Genomic DNA, 19,424 nt, shown 5'->3' with positions numbered 1-19,424 from the left:
ATACCTCCTTAGTTATGAGTTGTAGTCGTAGTTTTGTTAGTGATATTCCCATTGCTATCGTATTGATAAGTAGACTGCGCCTGTATTATCGCTTTATTCAATTTGAAAAAATACGGTACTGCCGCACTGAAATTGCCGCTAACACCAGCCAGCTTAATGTAGTAGGTACTGCCTACTGTGACGTCATACAGCACATTTTCAGAAAGACCAGCGATCCTGTTTCCTGAAGTAATTAAATTCAAGCTTGCATCATAAACAAAGACATCGTAATTCAAGCCACTTGGTACATTTACCGTAATACGATCAATACCTGTTGCAGCAGCTTTGTAGGTGTAGAAATCAATATCACTCGCTGAGCTTATGAGCGACGAGTAGTTTTGTCCGTAGTTAACAGCAAATGCCTGTGAACTCGTGTCATTTGGCTCATATGCATTCGGAAGCGTTACATTATTTCTGAGCACACCTGCCGACCATTCAAACCCATCGCTAGCAAGTACTTTAAAGCTCCATGTCCCACTGGCCAGAGGTGGTGTAGCAAATGCAGCTGAGTTACCGCTTTGAACACCCGAGTTATATCCTATCGTTGACCAATTATCCTGAGTGCCTAGAACCTGATAGCTTGCTTGCTGCTGCCCGTCCGTATCCGCATAAGTCCATGTAAAGGTAAGCTTATTATCTGGAACAGTTTGGCCATCTGAGTAGGAAGTCAATGAGAGTGTAGGGATGGTATTCGTCCGAAAATAACTCAGGCCTGTGAAATTTGATGCGATTCCCACTCTATCCTTCACGTTGACCTTCCATGAGTACGTTTTACCTCGAATAAGCTTACCCGTTGGAAGGGTATACGACGAAGCGCTAGAGCTAACCCAGCCCGTATCCAAAATAACATTCGCGCCCTCATAAAGAACGACTTCATAGGCAGATTGACTGTCTCCACTATCAGGATCTGAAAAGCCCCAAGTTAGTACCGGGGTTGTACCGGCAATAAATGCGGGACTCGCTGAAGAGCCAGTTGGGATTAAATTTGTTGATATATTAGGTGACTGATCGATCGTAATACTGCCCACAAAGGTCGTTGAAGAAGTTGAGAACCCATCGTTTGCTGTGATTGTAATATTGGTGTACGCATTGGACTGAACATTATCCGTACCTAGCACCCATTGTAAGGTCCATACTGGGGACGACATCGTATTACTTACTACGACGGATTTGGTAATCCCACCGATAGAGGCGCTTATCGTTACATTATTATTATCCATGTCGTTGACCGTACCAGAAAGAGTAATAACCTGACCAGCCTGATTAAGGACTACCTGATTGGTGGGATTGACCGTTAACATTGACGGTGTATTGATTGTATATATCGTTGTTGTCGAGTACGTACGAGAATTGTCTGAATTAGAATTGTCTGAGCCTCCTGTAATAACAACGCGGCCATCAGGCATTGTGCTTTGAGCCTGTCCAAATCTTGGCGGCATATTGGCCATAACTGCACTCCATGTATTTTGAATGGGGTCATATAGATAAGCATTTGTGTTGATTGTCCCGTCAGCCAACTCACCGCCAGTTAATAGAACCTGTCCATTAAGCAAAACACTTTGAGAGTGTAGCTTTACTGATATTGGCATATCGGCGGCTTTAGTCCATACATTAGTTGTCAAATCGTAAATATAGGCTGAATTCAATCCCTTAGGGCTATCATAATCATCAGTTCCCCCAGTCACTAACACTCTTCCATCTTTTAGAGTTATTTGAGAGTGTAGTAACAAGCCCTTTGGCATAGCTGCTGTCGCTACCTCGCCCCACGTGTTGCTGATTGGATTAAAAATCACAGAATACCTTCTAGGTTTATCCTCGTCATCATCAATGCCTCCTGTTACTAACACTCTTCCATCATTTAAGATGCTTTGCGCATGTGTATATGCAACTGGAACATAATTTTCACTTTTCAACCAAGAATTAGTTGAGGGGTTATACATATATGAGCTATGTTTAGATTTTGTACCCCCTGTAATAAAAACGCGGCCATCGCTCAATGTGCTTTGTCCATGATATGCCAAGACCTCGTCTCGAGGAAGTGGAATATAAGCTGTGTCTGTCCACTTATTTGCAGCAGGATCATAAATCATAGAAAAAGCACATGTCCCTGAACAAATAGTATTCATTCCCATCCTACCACCTGAAACTAAAACCCTCCCATCTTTTAAAACGCTCTGTGTATGTAGATATGTAGTAAACTGCATGTTCGCCCCAGTAGTAATACTCACACCCGCAGAACTAATCATGCTATTTCTGTATACACTGGCATATACGCTGGCATAGACGGTGTCTTTCGGAGGGGCTGGTGCATCCACTGGAATCGTATTTATTCCTTTTTCTACACCAACCAAACCATATCCGTACCATGAATCTTTACCTTTTTGTCCAAGATCCTCATTGCTCTGATCTAACTGGCCACGCAGTTGAACGTTAGTATAGGCGGAATTTTTCTGTTTCAAAATCGCTAACTCACCGCTCACAAAAGCTGCTGCCATGGATGTCCCACTAAGTGTCGCATAGGCATTATTCAAATAAGTGCTATTAATGCTAGTACCCGGCCCTACTACTTCCAACTGATTGCCGGTTGCAGAGAAAGGGGCCCGCTGATGACTTGGGTCAACAGCTCCAGCGGAAATGACAGACATGTACTTTGCGGGGTATTGCAGACTTTCGCCTGATCCTTGCGCATTTCCCGTATTCCCTGCAGCAGCTACCACAAGTAACCCGCTTGCATGTGCATTATCTACCGCACGATGTAACGAAGGAGAATCCACGCTGGTTGCCATGCTAAGGTTGATTATGTCCATCTTATTATCTATTCCCCAGTCAATTCCCTGAATCACATCTGACAGATAGCCTATACCGTGTGAATCCAATACTTTCACAGCATACAAAGACGCATCTGGAGCAACACCCACAACTCCGATATCGTTGTTCTTAGCACCGATGATTCCAGCAACATGCGTGCCATGCCCAAAATCATCATCATACGAGGACGTATAGCTAACGAACGAAGCCCCTCCAGCTACATTAAGGTCGTCATGATGCGTATTAATGCCAGAATCCAAAACGGCAACCTTAACCCCTTTACCTGTGTAGCCGTTATTCCAAGCGTAGGTTGCGTTAACTACACTTATTCCCCAATCCATTGTTTGAGAGGCTGCTTGCAGCTGAATATCTGGCTCAACGGACTCCACGGCAGCACTCTTCTTCAACTTTTCAATTTCTTTCGAAGACATTTTTGCAGATACAGATGGCAAATGCTTATATTCTCGCTTAATTTTTCCTTTAATAAGACTCTTATCGACTTTTTTCTTGTCCTTGAACGTTACAATAACCCGCTGTTCATCCTCACCTGTAATACTTTCGGATATAGCAGATTGAGTAGGAGGAGTCGTAGCCAAAACCTCACTATTTTGTTGTTGAACACTTTGTTCTACTGGTTGAACGCTTTGATCTTCTGTCGGTAATTCGTTTGTCGGTGCTACGTTTCTAGGTACTAGGCTTGTTGGTAATAGGTTTGTAGGTAATTCGTTTGTCGGTACTACGTTACTTAATTCGCTACCTCCACTTGATGGCGATGCTGCTATACCTCCATACGGTAATGAGGTTAATAGAATTACACTTGCTACGAGTACCGATACTCTCTTTTTCCATGTCCAAGTCATATAACGACTCCTTTCAACAATTAATTCCAACATACTTAAATGTATCTTATACAGTAATTATTTACCATGGTAACTTTCGATTTAAATTATTATACATTTGAAATTTTCATCCGCATTTCAGAAATTAAAAATAACCCTCTCTACCACAAGAGGGCTATCCTATCCGATACATTATTCGATTGGTTCATTCCTATATATCAGCTAATTTATGAAGTCGACAGCTTCCTGCGCCACAGAAGAACGTTGGTGTCGATCAGCGTAATCTCACTTAATTTAAGTTATTGAATAGGTTTAAATGAAACATTCCAAATACCATCATCATCTCTAATCATGTTAAAGCCAGACTTACTTTCTTCGTCTTCGCGTGACTGATACTCAATATATCCTTCAACATCGCTTGTTTGTATGAATTTTCCTTTTTCAATATTATTAAATGTTTTGAGGATTTGTTCTCTAGTTCCTCTGTCGGAATTAGGGATTTTTTCATCCTCTTCTTTTGTCCATTCAACATGCCCTTCTTTATCCGTGTATAGTGCATAAACAACATCATTTTTATTTTCTAATCTTGCTTGAACATATAACTTGGCAATACTCATTGGTTCTAACTCATTTAATTTTTGTTCATTTAAGTCTTTTTGAAAGTTGTTATACACCTCTTGTTCTTTGGCGGATAATTTAAAATCGTGTGATGACGTGGGAGTTGATGTTTGACTTGGCACTGGTTCAACTGATTTGTTTTCCTTGTTAAAACAACCTGTAAGAACTATAAGTGATACCCCCAATAATAACCCGATTTTCATTTGCATTTAATAACTACTCCCTTCAACCACGCTAGTTCTTCTACTATCAACGTATTGATTCACGCAATTGTTTCAGATTCTCACTAAAGTCCCTCAACATTCCTGCACTTTCCTTGGTTCTCCGGGTTTATCTTACGTATACTTACTCATTCGCAGGATTTCAGCACCCTAGAGAATAACAATTGCGCTTATTCCACGATTACCTCGGAAACTCGCCATCTCATGGCTGCCTTTGGATACACCAACGATTCAGCATGAAATCAATTGTGCGTAATTAAGCATCAGCAGCACAACGGAAACCTATATTTCCCACAGAACTATCAGCTGTATTCCTACTCCGCGCCGCCACGCGATATCGATTGCAGTAGGAAGCATGACACAAGTACGAACCTCCCCTTAGAACCTTGTTGTCTCCAGATGGAGGGCCAGTGGGGTTATCCCTTGCACCATCATGATGATAGGTAGGGCTAAACCAATCCGAGCACCATTCCCATACATTACCAGATACATTATAAAGACCGTATCCGTTTAGTTCAAAGGATCTGGCTGGCGCCGTGCCCACATACCCATCGCTAGCATGATTTTTCTCTGGAAACTTTCCTTGCCAAATATTGCACATATGCCTTCCGTCCGGCTTCAATATGTCACCCCATGGGTATCTCTTCTGCACGAGTCCGCCACGGGCAGCAAACTCCCATTCAGCCTCTGTTAATAGCCTTTTCCCAGCCCATTGGCAATACGCAACTGCATCATTCCAGGATACATGGATGACCGGATGGTCCATCCGATCTTGAATCCCGGAATCAGGTCCTTCGGGATGAAGCCAGTCAGCACCATATACAACCCACCACCATGGTGTTTGTTGTGCCGAATTTTTCACTTGCAACGCAGTTGCATCAGAAACAAAAAGATGAAAAACATAGGACCACCCGAAGGCTTCAGCTTCTGTTTGATATCCTGTATCCTCAACAAATTTCATGAATTCTTCATTTGTTACTGTTGTAGCATCGATGTAATATGGGTTAACGAAAACTTCTCTGACGGGTCCCTCACCATCAGATGGAAAGCCTTCTTGATCGTCAGTCCCCATTAAAAACTTGCCTCCTGGTAGATAAATCATATTTTCTGTTTGGCACTTTGATTTTGTTTGCACCTGTGAAAGATCAATTAATCGCTCTGGGATTACGTCAGTTTGATGAATAGGGCTCCGCCCCGCTGAGCAACAGGATAGTTTATTGCTATCTATTGGAGATCGCTCCTTTCCTTAACATTAAATATCTCAATATCGTTCAAAAACCGAGTTCAAACGCAGCCTCCGTCACCTCACTATCCTTATAGCCGATGCGCACCGCAATCGCTCGAATGCACGCAGGACCATCGGTTAAGATGATCGGGCCTGTGTACAGCTTCCAACGAGGATTCAAATCTTCATCAGTCGTATAAGCAATGGAAGCACCTTGTGTTGCTGAATGAAGCATGACCGCTGTCGGTTCTTTGAAGGTTCCCTCATCCACCGCATTCTTACCCAGCAACTGGCTATTGATCGGGATGAAGAGCGGTTTAGCAGTTTGTGGTTGAATGCCATTCGGCCACATGGTCGCAACCATTTGCGCCTCTGGAATATCTCCCCAAACATCGTATTTTCCGCACCAATCATCAAGCTCCTTGCGCAAACGAATCCTTACATCCCGATACGATGGATCGTTCGTCAAATTATGCAGTTCATGCGGATCGTTTAAACAGTCATATAATTCCTCCGGAGGACGCTTATTTTGCATGAGCACTTGCTTATCGCCCTCTAATTCGCCTGTCAATTGTAATCTCCACAGCTCCTGGAATATCGGATGAAGATGACTAAACGGGATCCACTGAAGGTAAGGTTGATCGGGATAATCATTACGAATGTATTTGAATTGCGTATTTCTTACAGCGCGAACCTTATCATAAGCCTCGTCATAACGGTCACGCGTGGCAAATACATAGTCTCTCGATTCTGCATGCTCTCCCATGAACGGCTGACCTTGGATATGCCGGGGAACGGGTATCCCAGCCAAGGAGAGCACCGTTGGTCCCAAGTCGATCATACTGACCAGTTGTTCGCTGACTTGGCCGTTTTCCACCTTTTCGGGGCACCTGACGATAAGCGGCACGCAGATTCCTGCATCATACGTCCACCGTTTGGCACGCGGCAATCCTTCTCCGTGGTCGCTCCATAACATGACGATTGTATTGTCAGTCAAACCATCTTCCTCAAGTTGTTGAAGAATGCGACCTACAAACTCGTCCGCATTGGCCACATTATCATAATGTCTGGCAAGCGCTGCTCGCGATTTCGGCGTATTCGGCAAGTAGGGTGGAAGCTCAACCTGATCCGGGTCGGTAGTGAGCGGTCTCTCTTCGTAGTTAGGCATAAATTGCCTCATTGACTCAGCCGGCCACATGCCGCTTTCATGCGTAGCGTCATAATTAAATACGGCGAAGAAGGGCTGACCGTCATCCCGTTTGCGGAAGTGGGCTTCCTTGCCATTCTCGTCCCATGCCGTTAGAGGCGCCTGAAACTGATAATCTGTTTTAGCATTATTCGTGCAATAATATCCGCTGGCCCGCATGATTTCGGGAATCGTTTTGACATGAGCGGGGGGGACTGCAAAATAAGGTGTCGGCAGCTCCGGTGTGTGCACATTGGTATGTGCGGTTCGCATATGATGCGTGCCTATCGCGGTTTGATACATGCCCGTAATGACCGCGGATCGGCTGGGAGCGCATACTCCCGCCGTGGCAAATGCGTTACGATACAAAGTCCCCTCTTGGGCTAAGCGATCTATGTGGGGTGTACGCGCCAAAGAATCTCCGTAGCAGCCCATTCTCGGGCTCGTATCCTCCAATGTAATCCACAAGAAGTTAGGTTTTCGTCCTGCATCCTTCATTTTGCAAACTCCTTTATGTGTTTTATCCGCCATATCATCCCTTACACCAAGAGCATTTTCAGAAAACCGACAAGCCGTGGCGCGTGATTGCCAAACAAGCTCGTCGCAAGCTGGACAACGTCATCTTCACTCACTTCCGGTGATGGTTTTCCACGGATCTCCCTCTTGACCGCGGGCAAATTCCCACGAATTGTACCTCGTGTGATACGTAGCTCCCCCGTCCTCGAAGTAATGATTATGATCGGTCGTTAGATGCGTATACACACCGCTTTTCCGAAGCAAATCGATCATCGAATCGTCATAAGGCTCAAGCGGCCCCTAGCTTCGATGCAAAAAGTTATAACGTCCTGTATGAATCTCGCGCCGTGACGGCATACAGGGCAAGCTGCCCGCGTAACATTTGTCGAACGTCATTGTCCGCTCAGACAGACGTTGAAAGTTAGGAGCGTGAATCCATTCGCAGCCGTAATTCGGCAGCATATGCTTATTTAAAGAATCGAACATGATCATGACTGCTCTCATAGCTGTATCCTCCCAATATTTTCCGTTATTTCACAGAACCAATTGTAATCCCTTTGATGAAGTACTTTTGGAAGAACGGATACGCCACTAGAATCGGAAGTACGCCGACGACAGCAATCGCCATTTTTACCGATGTGCTCGGGAGCTCTGCGACCTTCGCACCAGCGCCCGATGCCATGTCGGAGTTGCTACTCAAAAATTGGACATCTTGAATGAGCCGATTCAAAATATTTTGAATGCTAAACAGCTTCGGGTTGGTCACATAAGTTAATCCGTTAAACCAATCGTTCCAATACAAGATGGCTTCGAAAAGTCCGATGGTCGCCATGATCGGAACTGACAGCGGGAGAACGATTTTGTAGAACGTTTTAATCTCACCCGCCCCATCGATTTTGGCCGCTTCGATAAGCGCTGGCGGAATGGACGTCATGAAGAAGGTGCGGACGAGCAGGACGTTAAATCCGTTCATGAGCAATCCAGGAATAAGCAGCGCCCAAATCGTATTTTTCACATGTAAAACCTGCGTATAAATCAAGTACGTAGGGACAAGGCCCCCATTAAATAAAAGTGTAAAGAAAACAAAGAATGCCCAGAATTTCTTCCACGGCAGATCTTGACGGGAAATCGGATACGCCAGCATCGACGTGATGGCTAAGCTGGCAGTGGTGCCCACTACCGTAATGAATACGGTAATCCCATACGCGCGGCCCAACTCTTGCCAGTGATCCAGTAAATACACATACGCTTTGGAACTAAATTCTTGCGGAAACAGTGAGTATCCATGTTGAATAATGCTTGTCTCACTTGAAATGGAGGACATGATGAGCAGTAAAAAAGGCAGAAGGCTTGCAGCGGATAATGCGATCAGAACAATATGAGTAGTCCACTGCAGCGCTTTACTATCTTGTGCCATGAATCTTTTCCCCCTCTAAAATAATGCATTGTCTTTGCTAAATTTGCGCACCGCATAGTTGGATACGATAACCAACACGAATCCGACAAGCGATTGGTACAAACCGGCTGCCGAAGACATCCCGATATCCCCGAGGTTCATCAGACCTCTATACACGTAGGTGTCAATGACATTTGTCGTTTTGGACAACGCGCCCGAGTCCATTGGCACTTGATAAAACAAGCCGAAATCCGAATAAAAAATGCGTCCGATCGCCATCATGGTCATCATAATAATGACAGGCATGATCAAAGGAATGGTAATGGAGCGAATCTGATACCATCTTGAAGCGCCATCAAGTGTCGCGGCCTCGTAATACTCCGTGTCGATGCTGATGATGGATGCTAAATAAACCACGCATAGGAATCCGACACCTTTCCAGATATGCACCAGCGTTAGAATGTACGGCCAATACTTCGCTTCCGAATACCAAGAAATGCTGTCAATTCCGAACAGCGGAAGAATGGCCTTGTTCATCAAGCCTGATTCGACACTTAACATGGAATAGACGAGATAGCTGACAATGACCATCGAAATCAGATAAGGAAGCAAAATGACACTTTGATAAAAACGGGATAAAAATTTCTTCTTCACTTCATTCAGCAAAATTGCCACAAATATAGCTATTACCGTGTGAACAACGATAAAAAGCGAATTGTACAGAATCGTATTGCGTGTAATGATTAAGGCATCTTTGGTCTTGAACAAGTATTCAAAATTTTTAAAGCCGATCCAATCGCTGCCGAGAATACCTGCCTGATAATTGATATCTTTAAACGCGATGATAGCACCGAACATCGGTACATAGTTGTTAATGAGTAAGTAAAGCACGCCTGGGATCATCAAAAGGTAAAGCGGATAATAATTTTTCCACCTACTCAGCCTTTTACTCGTTGAGGATTTATTCGTTATTGCTTGTGTCATAATACTCACTTCCTCCACTTCATGGCATCTATTGTTTGCTTACACTTTCATTATAGGAACTAGGCGGAACAGTCACTACTCCGTTTTCGACTTCCCGTTTGTACCATTCCGACCTGCCGACAGCCCTAGCGGCTTATCGCGAACTTCGCGTTCCAGACCGATAATTAATACTTTCCATCATAAAAGATCTCTCCTTATGGAAAAGTGAGACGTGTAATATAAAAAAAAGAAGCAGCCACCTCGCCTGCTCCTTCTTTTTATGTTTATTTAACCCCAAATGACAGCTTTCAGCTCGTCCAAACGATGAAGCCGATAGTCTGCTGTCGGGCTGTTTATCATAGTACCCATGGCAGCCGTCTTCATGCCAGCACGCTTAGCGGCGACAAGTCCAGCCTCGGCGTCTTCTACGACGATACAACATTCAGGATCAATGGCAAGTTTCTTCGCTGCGAGTAGAAATACTTCGGGATCCGGCTTACTGTTAACGATCTCATTGCCATCCGCCACAGCTTCAAACATATGCGTAAGGCCAAGCCTTTCCAAAATGACCGGCGTATTCCTACTCGATGATCCGATCGCGACTTTAGTTCCCTGCTGCTTGCAGGCAGCTATGATCTCACGGGAACCAGGTGCCGCATCTGCGGGAGTCAAACGGTCAAGCAGTTCTCGGTAGTAGCCGTTCTTCTTCTCAGCCAAAGCTTCTTTTTCCACGCTTGTATACGTTCTGCCGCTCTTCTCAAGGATAACTTCCAAGCTCTCCATCCGGCTAACGCCACGCAGTCTGTCGTTAACGGACTCATCAAATACAATGCCTTCTTCGTCCGCCATACGCTTCCACGCTTGGTAGTGATACTGATCTGTATGCACAAGCACTCCGTCCAAATCAAAAATGACTGCTAGTATCGACATGGTAGAATTCCCTTTCATAATCCGGCTTGCACGTATTGCTTACAGACGTGTATCCCAATAGCCGCAAAATGGATCTACAGGGCTGATCCCCTTGAAGGAGGAGCGTCCCAGCAGCTTCTCGACAATCGCGTCCACGACATGCTCGCTGGCTGAATACGCATTAATAAACGTTGGTATACGCGGCACATCCAGGAGATGGTACGGGTTAGCTACGGAAATAAACATCGTTGGCAGCTCCTGAATGAACCACGGCATGTTTACACCAAAAGGAGGCGCCCAGTTAACACGGACAACAGTTTGGTTGCTGTGCGTCTCAAAATTGGAGAAGTAAATAGCAACGTCATGTTGATCACTCATCTCCTTCACCCCAGCAAACATCGTTCTGAAATCGAAATTTTTCGTATCAAACACCTTGATCTCGAAGCCCTCCACTTCCAGTTTGGAAATGAAGTACGGCGTAATGTTCGTACTTTTGAACAAGCCATCCTCGCCGCCGAGCGAGAAGAGTAGAATACGCTTGTGACGCTCTGGGCTGATGGGCAGCAATTGCTGCGTATCCTTTACGAGCGTAACGGATTGATCCGCACATTCCCCAGTCCATCTCCTATGCTCGTCGCATTTCAGAATGGATAGCGCCTCTACACCCGGCACAAGGATCCCTTCCCGCTTCTTCGTATGCAGACCAAGCGACGCTTTAACACCGAGAATGCGTGTCACCGCTTCATCCACTCGCTCCAAAGTCAGGATGCCTTGCTCGATCCCTTTCATCATAAAGGAAAAATCTTCCTCTACACTTTTATTAAACAAGAACATATCGCAGCCGGCTGCGATCGAAGCTGGAACGGCTGTCTCCCGCTTCATCGCCATCATAAAACCGGCCATAGGCGTAGCATCCGTCGTAATAAGTCCATTGAATCCGAGCTTCCCTCGGAGCAGATCGTTTAGCAGCTCCGGCGCCAAAGTCGCAGGCATAGTATCCACATCTTTGAGCTCCGGACGAAGATGCCTGCTGTAAGCAGGATGAGCAATATGTCCGACCATAACACTCATGGCTCCAGCATTAATGCAGGTTTGATACACGCTGCCGAACGTAGCGTCCCACTCCTCTATCGTTAACGAATTGATCGATGTTAACAAATGATGATCGCGCTCATCCACGCCGTCACCTGGAAAATGCTTAATCGAAACAGCCACGCCATGTTCCTGAACCGCAGTTGTATAAGCTTTGCTCATGCGAGCAACGCGCTCTGGGTCGGAACCAAATGTTCTCACATTCGTGATTGGATTGCGGAAGTTAACGTCGATATCCACAACTGGAGCGAACGCCCAGTTTACGCCTACGGCACCACCTTCCCGGGCAGCAATAACACCGAGCCTCCGAGCCATCTCCGTATTGTCCGTAGCTGCAACTTGCAATTGCTTGCCGAAAAAAGTACCATCCACAGCGGAGCCGTTGCCCCCTGCTTCCAGATTGGCAGCAATAAGCAGAGGAATTTCCGAAGTTTCCTGCAAGTAGCGATGCGTTTCTTGGACTTTCTCCCCTGAACCAGGTCGATACAGAATACCACCGATTCTCATCTTTTGCGTCAGCTTCGCAAGCTGCTCCTTATCATCGGTGAATCCGATCGGACAAAACAGCTGTCCCACCTTGGCAGCAAGATCCATGGAGGCCAAGGTGTCCTTAACCCACTCAATCCCATCATCGTCTAGATGAAAAGGTTTTGCATGCAAATCAACCATGTATCGTCCCTCTTCTCTTATGTCGATTTGGCCTTTTCACCTTTACTCTAAATAAATGCTTTTCAGTTTTTCGCGCGCTTCGGATGTCAATCCGAGCACTTCTTCCATATAAGTTTCCATGGTCCCATAATTCTCTATGATTGCACGCAGTGCCGTAGTCAAGTATTCCTGTTTTACTGCCATCATTTCTCTAACCTTGGCAAACTTGTTGTCATCTCCTAGCTTCTCTTGAATCGAGCTAAGCATGTGATCAATCGCTTCTTTCCGGTTATTGTTGCTTCTTAAGAAATCCTCCATAACGGTTTCCATCGGCACCTCTAGCGCAAGAAGCAAGATAGCTCCAGCAAATCCCGTTCGGTCTTTACCTGCTGCACAGTGCCAGAGCAGCGGACTGCCTTCTGCCTGCAGCACCAGCTCAAAAAAACGACGATAAGCAGCCTGAGCAATAGGATCAGAGACGAACTGTACATAGACCTTTTCCAGGAAATCCCCCTCGAGCTCGGCTATGTCAATCCCCTTAATAAAGGCAATCATATCTTGCGGATTGACAACTCCGCCAAGTACGGAAATATGGATGTTTTCCGCACCAGCGACGACTGGATTCGGCTTTGCCTCTTGTTCACCTTCCGAACGGAAATCGCAAATATAACGCAAACCGTTTTCTTGCAGGTAAACAATATCTGCTTCGTTCATTTCCGCTAGCTCTGCGGAACGGAACAATAGATTAGGCTTGATTGTCCTTCCATCTGCAGTGCGATATCCACCTAAATTACGCAAGTTGGTTCTGCGCTCTATTTCCTCTACTCTTTGCTTGTAGACAGTTTCCATCATATCCTCCTGAATTTCACTGATATTTCGCTTACTTCACGTTATTTTCTTTGGCCCAAACATCCAACTGTTTTTGCTTTTCGGCAATGATTTTGTCGATTCCGGCAGCTTTCAACTCAGAAATGAACTTAGGCAGTTCTTTATCCGGATCGAAGGCTCCATCCTCCAGCCCTAATCGGTACTGATTCACGACGTTGCTTACAGCGGCAACTTCTGTCTTCACCGAAGTGTTGTCATACGTAAACCCAAGCGCCTTCGACCGGGTAGCACTCTCGTTGAACTTCTTCATTTCTTGCCATATATTCTTGTCATTACCTTCCCATACATCGGCAAGGAATGAATTACCGAACATAAACCCTTGGTTCAAATCGTAACCTGAATTATTCTCATTCACTCCTGCAGGGTAGCCTACAAAACCATCCTGCTTTTTAACATAATGCTTGCCTTCAATACCCCAATTGAATAAGTTGACAATATCTTTGTCAGCGTACATGAGATTAAGGAACTGCATAGCTTTATCCGGATTTTTTGAACCTTGAGGAATTCCCCACATCACGCCATTTACCGTACTCGTATTCACAACTGCTGGCGCAAGTTTGATCGCGGTCATTTCAGTTCCGATTATTTTTGTTTGTTGTTCAGCAAAACCCGGTTTCATGTGTGTAAGATTTCCTGCTGCTTTGCCTGCTTTAATAATGGTGTTCTCACTTTCTTTGTTTGTCACGACATCTTTAATCGCATATCCCGCCTGATTCCATTTTCTCATGAGCTTCACCACGTTGGCGTATTCAGGAGTCTCGTACCAGTTCACGACTTTCAACTCGCCTTGACCATTATTCAGAAGCACCCCTAAATCGTCGCCCAAAGAATCTCTAGTGCTAAACGAACCGTATAGGGAAGTAGTCACCTTATTCGTCATAGGAGCCATGCTCGGCTCGTTTTCTTTGAGTGTCTTTAGTACACTTTCAAGATCTTCCAATTTTTTCACATTACTCAAATCGATGTTGTATTTGGTTACCAAGTCTTTTCTCATGGTAAATCCGTAATCTTGCGCTAAATCACGAATGGTCGGCACGCCGTAAATTTTACCCTTCACTTTCGGAGCATTTAGAAATACAGGCCCCAACGATTCTGAAACATCTTTACCATACTTGTTAAGCAAATCATCAAGCGCAAGCACTTGTCCTTTTGCGATATAGCTGGAGTAAAACGCTCCCCACTGCACCATTAAATCGAGTTTTTCACCGCTAGTCATCATCAAATTCATTTGGTTCACATATGCACTGTAACTGATAGGCAGCAGCTTAACCGTGGCGTTGATTTTCTCTTTGGCAATTTTGTTAATCTCGTCATTTACCAACTGCATGTCTTTCGGAATTGCACCTTTAACAGGAAACGCCACCGTGAGTTCAAATGGTGCTTCGGTCGTCTTTTCGTCCTGCTGCTTGGAGCTTGCTGCACCATTCTCGGAACCGCAACCTGAAACAATAACCGTCAATGCCACAATTGAACTTAAGAAACTCAATCTTTTCTTCATGGTTATCTCCTTTTTTTGTTGTTATCCGATACAATTTCATTATAAGTACGGAGCGGAACTGTCACTACTCCGTTTTCGACTTTCCGTTTGTACCATTCCGACCATGCTGTCGATAATCATTCGGGTTCATCCCTGTCATACTTTTGAATCGTTTGGAGAAATGCGCGAGATTCGAATACCCGACATGCGCGGCGATGCTGCTGATCGACATGCCGCTTTTGGACAACAGCTCCTTGGCTATCCCCATACGCTCCTGAACCAAATATTCAGTAACCGACATTCCGGTTTCTTTCTTGAAGATGCGATCCAAATAATCCGGATTCAAATAGACATGATTAGCAATTTCCTCGCGTGACAAATCTTGTTCATTTAAGTGAAGCGTAATATGATTTCTAACACGCTCCGCGACGGATTGCGTTTGTTCAACCGTATTCACGTATTGAAGAGATCTCTCCATGATGTGCTTGATCCATGCAATCGTATCCGTTACAGAACGCGTAGCACGCGGGGCAAGCTCCATCGATATGGCGTCACTTAGCAGTTCACGTGCTTGAATGCCTTTGAGCATGATGACGTGGTACAGCATTTGCAGGAAATCGTGATGAAATTGATGCAGCACCTTCGCATCTAGTTCTCCTGTATGCATCATGCTCTCCAAATATCGCTCAGCCTCCGATAACACCTTCGTCATTGAACCTTCCTTCAACATGACCGACCACACATGCATATCCGGCATTGAAGCAGGCTTTGAAGATTGTTTTTTTCCAGATAACATGAAAATTTTATTGTTATAGGCAACATTATTTTTAACGAGATGAGACAGCTCGTGAACCATCGATGGCAGTTCGTGTACGAACGCCCGATTCCCGATGTAGCAGGAGATATCGCAATTGAAAAACTGTCTGCAGGACGAGATGAAGGCTTCGCACTTTTGTTTCAATTGCTCCATCTCCGGTTCAGCCTCCTGATCCCAGGACACGATCGCAAGCAGATTTTGGCTGCCCAACTGCAGCACTTGTCCCTTCTCTTTCTGTTCAACGATCATTTCTTCGGCACTGTTTTGAATGGCATATTCCAGAATCTTCTCATCGCGCAAACTCAACTCTTTATAGAAACGTTGAACGCTGATCAGAACAGGCAAAAACCTCATTTCCTCTGAAAAAGGAATATTGCGATCCGCGGCAGACTCTCGAATAGCTTCCAGGTCTGATGGAATGGTTTCATGCAAAATATCGAGCCAAAATCGCTCAATCAGGATCGGCTGGTGCTGGACCCAGAATTGGCCGTAACGGCTATATTGCTGAAGTTCGCTCTCTTTATTGATCTTTGCCCCTGCTTTTACAATCACCTCTTCCAGCTGAGCAAGAGCAACGGGTTTCAACAAATAATCAAAGCAGCCAAGCTGAATAGCTTGCTGCGCAAATTTAAAATCGGCATGACAAGTTAAGAAAATCGATTCCGTTTTCGGATAATGCTCCCGTACCCATGTCAAGAGCTCAAGACCGCTACCTTGCGGCATTTCAATGTCACAAAGCATGATATCGATGGGATGAGCCTCATAAATCTCCTTCGCTTGCCTAATATTATAAGCCGTGTGGACGATTGAGACCCCAAACGTCTCCCAGTGCAAATCTGATTTGAGTCCTTCCACGAACAGCATTTCATCATCCACAATGAGCATTTGCATCATAATCGCTCTCCTTTTCCCATATCTGGCTGTAATGGCAGCGTAATGACAATGACAGCACCTCCAGAAGCGTTATTGGCAAATGAGATGTCAGCACGGCTCTGGTACAACAGCAGCAGCCTTTGTTGAACATTCCAAATTCCGATATGTTCACCTTGCGTACTCATCATCTGGATTCCGCTGCGAATTCCCTCCAGCACATCCTCCGGAAAACCCGGCCCTGTATCTTGTATGGTTATTTTGAGTGTAGGGGCCGCAGCCACATCGTCAAGTTCCATATCGATCGTCAAAAGAACCGGTTCGTCCATTGTTACCGCATGCTTGATCGCATTTTCCACAAAGGTTTGAACGACAAGCGGCGGGATCGGGGTACGCAGCAAATAGTCAGGAACATGAATCGTACACTGTAAATGATTCGGGAATCGCAGCTCCTGAATGCGCAAATAATTTCGAACGTGCTGTAATTCTTCTTGCACAGAGACAAAAGTCAAATTACTTCGGAACATATAGCGGAAATAGCCAACTAAACATTGCGCCATCTCTTCAATCAACGCATAATTTTTGGCGCGCGCGAGCGTGTGCATAATATTAAGCGAATTCAAATAAAAGTGCGGATTGATTTGCAACTGCAAATGCTGGAGCTCCGCCTTTTGCTTGTTCATCTGCTCTTCATAGACATGGATTCGTAATTCTTGAATTTGTGACATCATCGTATTAAAGGTTTCATAAACAAGCTGAAATTCATCAGATGTCCTAAACGATTGAATCCGCATGTCCAAATTGCCGTCCTTAATCCGTTTCATCGCCAAAATCAGGCGATTGATCGGAAGGAGCACTGTTTTCCGGAGAAGGAGCAAACAGACGGGTAATAGGATGAAAACTCCGACGAGAATGAAATTGACAATGTTTCGGAGGATAGGGAGATTTTTCAATATTTGTTCATCCGGTATGAGGGCAATCAGATTGAAATTCCCCACAGCCGACTTTTCGCCGACTACCAGATAACGATGATCGTCCCCGGTTAAATAATAGTGTTGAAGATTTTTATTGACATCAAGTCGGTTATCTTTGACAATTTCCGCATTCACCAAAGGCACGCCGTCATTCGTCGTAAATAAAGCCGCCCCTTTTTCCCCTAGTCCGATAAGATTTAGCGGCACCATTAAATTGTCGATCAAGATCCATGTACCGACATACGTATTGCTCACCTTGATCGTACGCAACAAATAATATTTTTCTCCGATTTCTTGCACGTACCAACTATTGATCGGCAGATTTGGCGTTGCCTTTCCGGTTTCATCCTCAATAAAGTTTCTGACCGATTCTCGTTCAGCATAATTCGTAACTTCCCGAAATGCATTCATGTAATATTGATTGGGAGCTGAATAAATAAAAAAGCCGTCCACCGATTTGAAATTCAACATATTTTCGGTAATCCGGTTAGATAATCTTCTTAAAGCGAAGTAGCGATCACTTTCCGAAACTTTGTTCTCAATGCCAGTAAAGTCGGCTTCGGCGATAGTCAAGCCCATTAAATATGATTCTGCGAACCGTAATTGTTCATCGATTTGTCCCATATACAAAGACATCATTTTTTTGTTGGAATCGGCTACTTGGCTCCGAACAACGCCGATCGCATAGTAATTGCTATAGATGAGCAGCAAGCTTAATGGTACCGTGATCAGCAGCACGCCGACGATCAGTTTGAAACGAATGGAATTGAAAGGAATTCGAAAAAATTGGCCTTGCATGCATGCTCCCCCTTTTCAATTCAAAAAAACCAGCAGTCAGCTGGTTTCTCCTATTAACGATTTGTGAATCATACAATGATATTTATTATAGAAACTGGAACGGACACTCACTACTCCGTTTTCGACTTCCTGCTTGTACGATTTCGACCATTGCAAGTTTAAAAACAATGTTGTAACAAAAGCAGTATTAAAGGTATAACTGTCTATCTGACAAGGACTTCTGTTGAGCCAAGATGTACTTCGCTTAGTATTGGCTGGCCACGCTATGAAATAACCGACAATGTTTCGTACATCAATAGCATACCTAGATCATCACATGAAGTCCAGAAATCAAGTGAAGGGTTATGCTTGGCGGAGAACGACTCGATTGACTTAATCAGCCCAATAGTCCCTATGGAAATCAGATCCTCCAGATGTTCGCCTGTATTATCAATAATAAATCTGAGAAAAAAGAAACCATCCCTCCCGTAGTCGCAGAGCGGCGAATGGTTCAGCTATTTTCGCTTGGAATATTTTGCACCTTTCTTTTTATTAAGAGTCTGTTGAATACTTCCTGTCAGCCTTGTTACCAAGAAACCAATGATTACAAACTCAATAATTTTAGAGATTACAACTTGATTGCCTTGCACATATCTTAAAACTGCATGCTCATTAACGGCAACCTGAAAGTCCGCGAAAACACCATACAAGGGAAGGGAATAGTTTATTGCAAATGCAAAATAAATACTATCACCCACACCTAGATTAGTATCTGAAAATAGAACACCCCATAGTTGGTACAGCAAAGCTGATACAACATTGGGGAGTAATAAAAAACACACCAAAAGCCCTAACATGAAAATAATTCTCGTTTTAGGCTTCTTTTTATCTAATTCACTTTCTCCACTCAGGAAACGTATTAACCACTTTCCGGCAATTACTATAAAATAATAAATTTGCACCGATGCTGAAGCAAGCACAAAATAATAGAATGGTTCTGTAAAGCTCAGATGTTTATCAAACCAACTTAAATTGATCAACAAACCTACTGATACCATAGCTATTTGAACCAAAGGACTCATAATAAAAAATATCCAAAAAATTTCTTTCTTTTTAAAGTACTTGTACGAAACGAATGGAAGTACGATCAAACCGAATAAA

At 44.4% G+C, this 19,424-nt stretch carries 15 protein-coding genes and 1 pseudogene; all 16 read right to left on the bottom strand.

Annotated elements, in window-relative coordinates:
* Positions 1–8: 8 nt before the first annotated feature.
* Positions 9–3,707, bottom strand: a complete 3,699-nt coding sequence (locus GK047_RS01420) for a S8 family serine peptidase (RefSeq protein ID WP_163940386.1) — start codon at positions 3,705–3,707, stop codon at positions 9–11.
* 278 nt (positions 3,708–3,985) lie between these two features.
* Positions 3,986–4,513 (bottom strand): RNA polymerase subunit sigma, encoded by a 528-nt coding sequence (locus GK047_RS01415; protein WP_205516205.1) that lies wholly within the window; start codon positions 4,511–4,513, stop codon positions 3,986–3,988.
* 268 nt (positions 4,514–4,781) lie between these two features.
* Positions 4,782–5,753 carry a formylglycine-generating enzyme family protein gene (locus GK047_RS01410; RefSeq protein WP_481855938.1) on the bottom strand — a complete coding sequence of 324 codons (972 nt, stop codon included), beginning with the start codon at positions 5,751–5,753 and terminating at the stop codon, positions 4,782–4,784.
* 43 nt (positions 5,754–5,796) lie between these two features.
* Complete coding sequence (locus tag GK047_RS01405; RefSeq protein WP_163940384.1) at positions 5,797–7,434, bottom strand: sulfatase family protein; 1,638 nt, start codon at positions 7,432–7,434, stop codon at positions 5,797–5,799.
* Positions 7,435–7,560: 126 nt separating this feature from the next.
* Positions 7,561–7,725, bottom strand: a complete 165-nt coding sequence (locus GK047_RS30280) for a hypothetical protein (protein ID WP_346010268.1) — start codon at positions 7,723–7,725, stop codon at positions 7,561–7,563.
* A gap of 27 nt (positions 7,726–7,752) precedes the next feature.
* Positions 7,753–7,956 (bottom strand): sulfatase-like hydrolase/transferase, encoded by a 204-nt coding sequence (locus GK047_RS30275; RefSeq protein WP_346010267.1) that lies wholly within the window; start codon positions 7,954–7,956, stop codon positions 7,753–7,755.
* A gap of 25 nt (positions 7,957–7,981) precedes the next feature.
* Entirely contained in the window at positions 7,982–8,869 is an 888-nt protein-coding gene (locus GK047_RS01395; protein ID WP_147947619.1) for a carbohydrate ABC transporter permease, read from the bottom strand.
* Positions 8,870–8,884: 15 nt separating this feature from the next.
* The gene (locus tag GK047_RS01390) at positions 8,885–9,832 is read right to left on the bottom strand and encodes an ABC transporter permease (RefSeq protein WP_163940383.1); all 948 of its coding nucleotides are present in this window, start codon (positions 9,830–9,832) and stop codon (positions 8,885–8,887) included.
* A 267-nt stretch (positions 9,833–10,099) separates the two neighbouring features.
* On the bottom strand, positions 10,100–10,741 hold the full coding sequence (pgmB, locus tag GK047_RS01385; RefSeq protein WP_163940381.1) for a beta-phosphoglucomutase: 642 nt from the start codon (positions 10,739–10,741) through the stop codon (positions 10,100–10,102).
* 39 nt (positions 10,742–10,780) lie between these two features.
* Positions 10,781–12,481 carry a glycoside hydrolase family 3 protein gene (locus GK047_RS01380; RefSeq protein ID WP_163940379.1) on the bottom strand — a complete coding sequence of 567 codons (1,701 nt, stop codon included), beginning with the start codon at positions 12,479–12,481 and terminating at the stop codon, positions 10,781–10,783.
* A gap of 42 nt (positions 12,482–12,523) precedes the next feature.
* Positions 12,524–13,312 carry a tyrosine-protein phosphatase gene (locus GK047_RS01375; protein WP_163940377.1) on the bottom strand — a complete coding sequence of 263 codons (789 nt, stop codon included), beginning with the start codon at positions 13,310–13,312 and terminating at the stop codon, positions 12,524–12,526.
* Positions 13,313–13,340: 28 nt separating this feature from the next.
* Positions 13,341–14,846: an ABC transporter substrate-binding protein gene (locus GK047_RS01370; protein ID WP_163940375.1), complete on the bottom strand. Its 1,506-nt coding sequence runs from the start codon at positions 14,844–14,846 to the stop codon at positions 13,341–13,343.
* Positions 14,847–14,910: 64 nt separating this feature from the next.
* Entirely contained in the window at positions 14,911–16,536 is a 1,626-nt protein-coding gene (locus GK047_RS01365; protein WP_163940373.1) for a response regulator transcription factor, read from the bottom strand.
* Positions 16,533–18,284, bottom strand: coding sequence for a sensor histidine kinase (locus tag GK047_RS01360; RefSeq protein ID WP_163940371.1), 1,752 nt, complete (start codon positions 18,282–18,284; stop codon positions 16,533–16,535). Before GK047_RS01360 ends, GK047_RS01365 begins: the two co-directional genes overlap by 4 nt.
* 352 nt (positions 18,285–18,636) lie before the next feature.
* A pseudogene (locus GK047_RS30500) lies at positions 18,637–18,721 on the bottom strand (RNA polymerase subunit sigma-70); the annotation flags it as partial.
* A gap of 57 nt (positions 18,722–18,778) precedes the next feature.
* Positions 18,779–19,345, bottom strand: coding sequence for a hypothetical protein (locus GK047_RS01350; protein ID WP_163940369.1), 567 nt, complete (start codon positions 19,343–19,345; stop codon positions 18,779–18,781).
* Between the last annotated feature and the right edge of the window lie 79 nt (positions 19,346–19,424).

Origin of the sequence: Paenibacillus sp. SYP-B3998, assembly GCF_010820665.1 — a bacterium.
GTDB lineage: Bacteria > Bacillota > Bacilli > Paenibacillales > NBRC-103111 > Paenibacillus_E.
Note: the sequence above shows the minus strand (reverse complement) of the source record. Positions and strands in the feature narration are given on the sequence as shown.